General features: G+C 34.8%; 4 protein-coding genes. 2 read left to right on the top strand and 2 right to left on the bottom strand.

What is annotated here, in order from left to right:
• Window positions 1-297: 297 nt before the first annotated feature.
• Together E1171_RS13970 and E1171_RS13965 are read left to right on the top strand one after the other, a co-directional pair.
• Window positions 298-1080, top strand: a complete 783-nt coding sequence (locus tag E1171_RS13970; protein WP_246164346.1) for a polysaccharide biosynthesis/export family protein — start codon at window positions 298-300, stop codon at window positions 1078-1080.
• 50 nt (window positions 1081-1130) lie between these two features.
• Window positions 1131-3479, top strand: a complete 2349-nt coding sequence (locus tag E1171_RS13965) for a GumC family protein (protein ID WP_155206647.1) — start codon at window positions 1131-1133, stop codon at window positions 3477-3479.
• Between the two features lie 469 nt (window positions 3480-3948).
• Here the strand turns inward: E1171_RS13965 and E1171_RS13960 are convergent, their stop codons facing one another.
• Both E1171_RS13960 and E1171_RS23875 read right to left on the bottom strand, forming a co-directional pair.
• Entirely contained in the window at window positions 3949-4827 is an 879-nt protein-coding gene (locus E1171_RS13960) for a glucosamine inositolphosphorylceramide transferase family protein (protein ID WP_425509620.1), read from the bottom strand.
• 314 nt (window positions 4828-5141) lie between these two features.
• On the bottom strand, window positions 5142-6476 hold a 1335-nt coding region (locus E1171_RS23875; RefSeq protein WP_187696454.1), incomplete at its 5' end, for a hypothetical protein.

The raw sequence follows: 6476 nt of genomic DNA, 5'->3' as shown, positions 1-6476 counted from the left end.
AAAACTTCCGGACATTTGAATGTCATAAATCAATCCCTTAACGAAATTAGTTCAAGCCTAAATTCAGAACTCTATATAATTAAAGGTTATTTCCTCAATCAGTTATTTACAATAAAATTCATTAAACTTTAAAACTGATTACTATACCACTCTTTAAGCCTATTGCTTCCTACATGCTTTATTCTGATTTTAATACTTGAATAAAGTGCTAGCCCATCGAAACCCTTACCACATAATTCTTCTAACAAACAGAAACAATTTAGAAAAGCTATATTCAATATTCCAATTTTACTTGCCATGCACCGAAAAACTCCCTTCCTTATTTTATCCATTTTACTCCTCTCCTCTTGTTTTTCTACGAAAAGACTGGCTTATATTCAAGATGAGGAATTCTCAAAATTATATCCAACTTTAATAGAACACCAAAAACCAATATATAAGGTTCAAGCCAATGATGTATTATCAATAAAGGTGCATAGTCTGGACCCAGGCAGTTCTTCCTTCTTTTATAATGAAACCACCAATTTTTTCGGAACCCCTCAAGATAATCAGGCGCAATTGTACCTAAATGGCTATTCCGTGAATACAGAAGGAAACATACACTTACCGACAATAGGTGAAATAAAAGTGATTAACCATACTGTTTCTGAAGTAGAAAAAAAAATCCAGGAATCCATTAATGAATACCTTAATAATGCTACGGTATCTGTAAAATTGGTAAGTTTCAAAATATCAATTCTTGGGGAAGTGAATAATCCGGGACATATATATGTTTATAATGGACAAGCAAACCTATTTGAAGGCCTTTCCATGGCTGGTGACTTGAGCCAAGAAGGGAATCGCCGGAATGTAAAACTAATCCGTCAAAAAGCAAAAGGTTCAGAAATTATTTTACTAGACCTAACTGATCCCAACCTTATAGAGTCTCCATATTTCCACCTTATGCCCAATGACATTTTGTATATAGAACCTCAAAAAGCATCTACAAAAAGGGGGAATCTAGACCTATTAGATATTCTCTTCGGAGGGATAACAACCTTTGTTCTAATTTTCAACGCAGTGGACGCTTCTCGAAATTAACTTTCTGCCATCCTAAATAATTATTTTTGACCTTAAACACCAAATCCAGAATGAAGAATCGTTTTCAGGAAGAGCAAATTGATTTATTGTTGATTTTTAAACGAATCCTTGCCAATTGGCCTTTTTTTATTCTCACTATATTTTTGGCCCTTACCCTGGCCTATATTTTTAATAGTATCACACCGAGAACATACCAAATCGAGGGCTCTATTCAAATCGATAAGGGAAAGAATCGCTCCAGGAATCTTGAAGAATTTTTAATGGATAACAGGGCCAACATCCAGGAGACCGCCCTGGAAGATGAAATTGGAATATTATCATCATTTAATCTTATTTCGCAAACCCTGCAGCGGTTGAACTTTGGCATTTCGTACTTTACCAAAGAAAAAGTCTGGAACTTCCTATCCTTTGGGTATAAGCATAATGAACAATTCTACAACACTTCTTATAAAATACATTTAGATTCCACCAAACATCAAATTCTTCATGTCCCAATTCATATTAAACTATTGCCTAGAGAAAGATACCGAGTGACCGCTAAGGCAAAAAATATTCAACTCTATGATGTAAAAAGAAACCAAATCGTCCTTCAAAATATTCCCCTAATAGATATTGATAAAACATTATCTATCAGTGAACCTTTTGAAAGTAAATATTTAAACTTCAAAATAGAGGTTAATCCACATATCCCTCCCTCTGAACATGAGACCTATTTTATTATAAATAGTATTAATGGAATTTCAGAAAGCTTCCAAAACGGTTTAGGAATTTCAGCAATATCTCGTGGCTCTAATATATTAAAACTGTCGGTTGAAGGAAGTTGCCCCGACAAACTCAAGGTTTTTGTGGATGAATTGATGCTTTCATACATCTTAAAAGATCAAACAAAAAAAACCGGAGTAAATAAGAAAACCCTAGAATACATTGAAAAACAGATTGGAGATATCAACAACTTGCTAAAAGAGGCAGAAAATAATCTCCAAACTTTCAAAGCCCAAAACAAAGTCATAGGTCAAGATATTCTCGAGACCAATTATCTAACTAGATTAGACAGATTGGAGACCGAAAAATCAGATATTTCCGGGAATATAAATTTTCTAAATAAAATGCTGGAAGACATCAACAATATGGATGATATTGTAAAATATGCTTCGATAACTCCCGAAAACATAGACAACCCAGCACTTTATGACCTTATTGTAGAACTTTCTGAACTCAGCCGTGAAAAATCAGGAATGGAGTACTCTGCAAAGAAAAGTAACCCTGCTCTTCAAGTCCTAGAACTAAAGGTCAACCGCACGACAGAACAACTAAAAAACACCATTCTCAATATAATTAGCTCTAATGAAATCAGGTTAAATGAATTAAATAATAGAATAGCTAATATCAATAATGAAATAAACAAGCTTCCTATAAATGAAAAAGAATTAATGGGCCTTGAAAGACAACTTGTTTTCTTGGACAAAAAGCATGAGTATTGGATGAACAAAAAAGCAGAGGCAGAAATCACCTTGGCCGCCAACACATCGGAAAATCAAATCATTGATTATGCCAGAATAACTGCCAACAGCCCTATTTCACCCCAACCAAAAAAAACATATCTATTATCAATTTTTATTGGCCTGTTGGCTCCCGCCTTTCTTATTGTAGTAAAAGACAGAATTAATAAAAAGATCCAAAGCAAAGGTGATTTACATTCAGTTTCCAATAAACCTATTTTAGGTGTTCTACCCTATGCAAAAAAACATACTCCACTATCTTTAATAGAAAAACCAAAATCCGCCATTTCCGAATCTTTTCGTACCCTTTACTTCAACATAATTCATGATGAAAAGATATTAAACCCTAAAGTGATCCTCCTGACTTCATTAATACCCAATGAAGGAAAGACTTTTTGTGCCCAGAATTTGGCAGCAATTTTAGCCTTATCAGGGAAAAAGACATTGCTTCTAAGTTTAGATTTAAGAAAACCAAAAGCCCATTTAAACTTAAATATTAATAATAAAATAGGGATTAGCGACTTTTTAAGGAACAAAGTTCAGTTGCATGAGATTACGATTAGCTCAGAAATTGAAAACCTTTTTGTCATGCCCGCCGGCCCCCCACCTTCTAACCCCTCAAATCTCATTTCTACAAAAAGAATGGAATCACTTATTCAAATTTCTCGGAATAATTTTGATTACATTATTATTGATTCTCCTCCCATTAATTTAGTTTCTGACTCTCTGATTCTACAACACTTCAGTGATTTAAATCTTTTCGTGGCCCGGAAAGGCTACACACCTCAAAATCTTATAGAAAATTCAGATATCCTGAATGGTAATAAATCATTTAAAAACACTTGGTTAATTCTAAATGGAATCAGGGTAAGTAAACATTACAACTATTATGAAAAGTAGGTCCTTGAAATAATTAGTTGTCTTAAACGGAACGAATCTTATTGAAACCTTTTCAAATACCAGCTTCACTCAACTCCAAAACATGGAAAAAAAGATACATCATCCCTTCAATATCCGATGAAAGCTAAACCATTTAAAGATGGTTTAGAATAAAATACTGATTAACGTGATCACCATTACTAAAAAGAGAAGTTCAAATAACAAACTAAAAAATATATTCCTTTTCAAAAATGTTTATAATAAGCAGGTAAATTACTCACTTCTTCAGTGTATTTCTTGTTATTGCTTTTGATTTTTTAGCACTATAAAAACATATCCAACAAACCTAAACTCTTTTTCCTCTATTCGAGAAGCCATAAAAACAAGAAAAAAAGTCATCAAGTTTAATCATCCTCACACTACGAATAGAGAGATTTAAACCCTACCAGCAAAAGAAAAGCCGTCCGAAAATAGCCTCTTTTCAATGGGTTTACTGACTTCGCCCATCCACTGCGTACATCCAAATATTTCCTATTTGAAGCGGATCTACATGATGCATCCCTGCAGCATTCCAACCTTGACCAGTACCAGTCACTATGGGTGTATTCGACACGATTCTTTCCTTATATATTTCTTTAGTTAATTGGGTAATTTCAAAGGCAAAAACCTGAAATCCATAGATTGGTTCCCCATCTTGGGTCAATCGAAAAAGCTTATCATCATAAACCATAACACGTCCTGCCGGCCTAGAAATATTTTTATTATTTTTAATGATGGGATTCAAAGAGTGAGGTTGCCAACCCTTCCTCAGGTCATCCGAATAATAAAGATTTAAAACACTACTACCGGTGGCTACAAACATCCACCATTTATCTTGATATCGTACAATAGAAGGATCAACATAGGGATATCCAGATAACAAATTCCCTATATATTCCCATTCAGCTGGAAAATTCTTTGCTTTATAAAGCCTCACAGACAAGTCTTCAAAGCTCTCAGGAATCATGTAAGATTCATTTTTCCATTCGAAAACATAAGGATAGGATAAATGAAAGGCTTCGTCTAGTATAATTTTTTTATAATCCCACATTTTCCCATCCACACTTTCTGCATAACCTATGTCTCCCTGATTAGTTGCTTTATTCAATACTTCAAAAAACATAAAAAATTTTCCATTATTATGGAGAATAAATGGATCTGCAACAAATGAAGCCTCAACGTCATCAACATCTTCCCCACTAAGAACAGGGTTAGATATCTCTTCAGGATCAATTAATTGGAAAGGAGTCGAGCCTTTATAAATCCCAATAGACCATGGCCCATAGGGATCTTGCCTAAATTGAGCATAACTTTTCTTAACTGTGGGTATGGGAAAAGGTTATATTTATGAATAAGAACCCCACAAAACAATCCTACAAATAAGCTTACCAATTATAAAAAGAAGGGAAAGACCAACAGTTTTTTCATATGGATCTTCATATTTCAATCATAATTTGAATTGTTTTAAAATAGCCCCAACCCAATTCAAATTGGAAAACTTGACAATTAAAAGCTTAAAATAAGAAGAAGGTTTGAGGGTAGAAATTAATTTGGGAGAACTAAGGAGCGGTTAACAAATAAAGTAAGAATAGATTTCCATCAAATCTCTTCTCTAATTAGTGACAGTTACTTGAATTATTCTTTTTAGTTATTTTCTCTTTTTTCACCAAAAGGCCAAACTTTACCCTCCATTTGACCAAACATAAACAACTTGCCGGGAAAAATGTGACCACTTCCCTCCCATGTAAGTTCATGAGGATATGGAGGCCTCTTAGGGTATTCCCTCACCCTAGCAGCCCTCCTTGTATAAACTTCATTTATATATTCATCCTGATAATATACATTAGCTTGGGTAAAATAAATATCTTGTATTCCATCCCAGCCATTTAATGGATTATAGCCATTTATTAAGTAGTCCTCATTCCCCTTTTGATGGAAATTAACAGTAGCATATCGAAGTGGTTTCCAACTTTGGTCCATATATTTCAGAAAAGCTTTTATCGCCAAAAGTAGGCTTTTATTTCCTCCTACTAACGCGGTCCCTGGATAACCTTCCGAAGTGGAAAACTCATATAAACTATTATCACCTTTGCGAGCAAGAGCATCAGCAATTTCTACCATCTGTGTAATGGTTTCTCCAGCATAACACCATCCCAAATCAGGGTTTTCCTTTGTCCATCTCTCCATTTCACCTATGGTCCCATCCGGAAATACACTATATTTTATCCACTCCTTGAAATAAAGTTTAGCGCTCTTAATAAGAGATTCTTCCTCTAAAAGGACACCTGCTAAACCTACATAGCGAGCTTGATTTCCCTTCCGGTTATTCCAACATCTGGCGATCATTGGTATAGGCCAACCATTATAATGAGATATTTCTTCAATAGTTTTAAACGGATCCCACATTTCTACCAACTCCTGGGCACGTTTTTCATGAGAACCGTAAAAGTAATAAATTTGCATTTCATCCAGATTCCTTTGAAAAAATAAGGCGGCATCTTTAAACCAATTCTCAATCAATTGTCGGTCCTGATCTGAAATAGTACTCCTAATGTAATCATAGGCATGTAACAGACGGGCCAACCATTCGGTAATGAAAAAAGAAGGATTTATATCCTTAAGTACTCCATCACACCAATGACGGGTGTTAGAAAAATCAGTTAAAGGTTCACTCACTTGTGCTAGTAATTCTTTGAGTACAGCATCCCTATAAGCTTCTTTACCTGTGATCAAAAAAACAAAGGCAGCATGTTTAAGTCCATTACCCTCTAAGAAAGGCTCATAGGACCACTGCTGAACACAAGAATTCAAATCTCCCTCTCCTTTCCACCGATCTGCAGCTGGATTCAGCATAAATTTTCCAGCTTCCTTTACAATCCTTTCCCAATCACCAGGTGAATTAGTACTGACATCCCCCGAAACCTTATATGGGCCATTTTTAGCCCTATCCCTCCATATTTCCAGTTCTTGTTCAGTAAA

This window comes from Xanthovirga aplysinae (assembly GCF_009711365.1).
Classification (GTDB): Bacteria; Bacteroidota; Bacteroidia; order Cytophagales; family Cyclobacteriaceae; genus Xanthovirga; species Xanthovirga aplysinae.
This window is presented reverse-complemented; position numbering and strand designations above follow the sequence as displayed.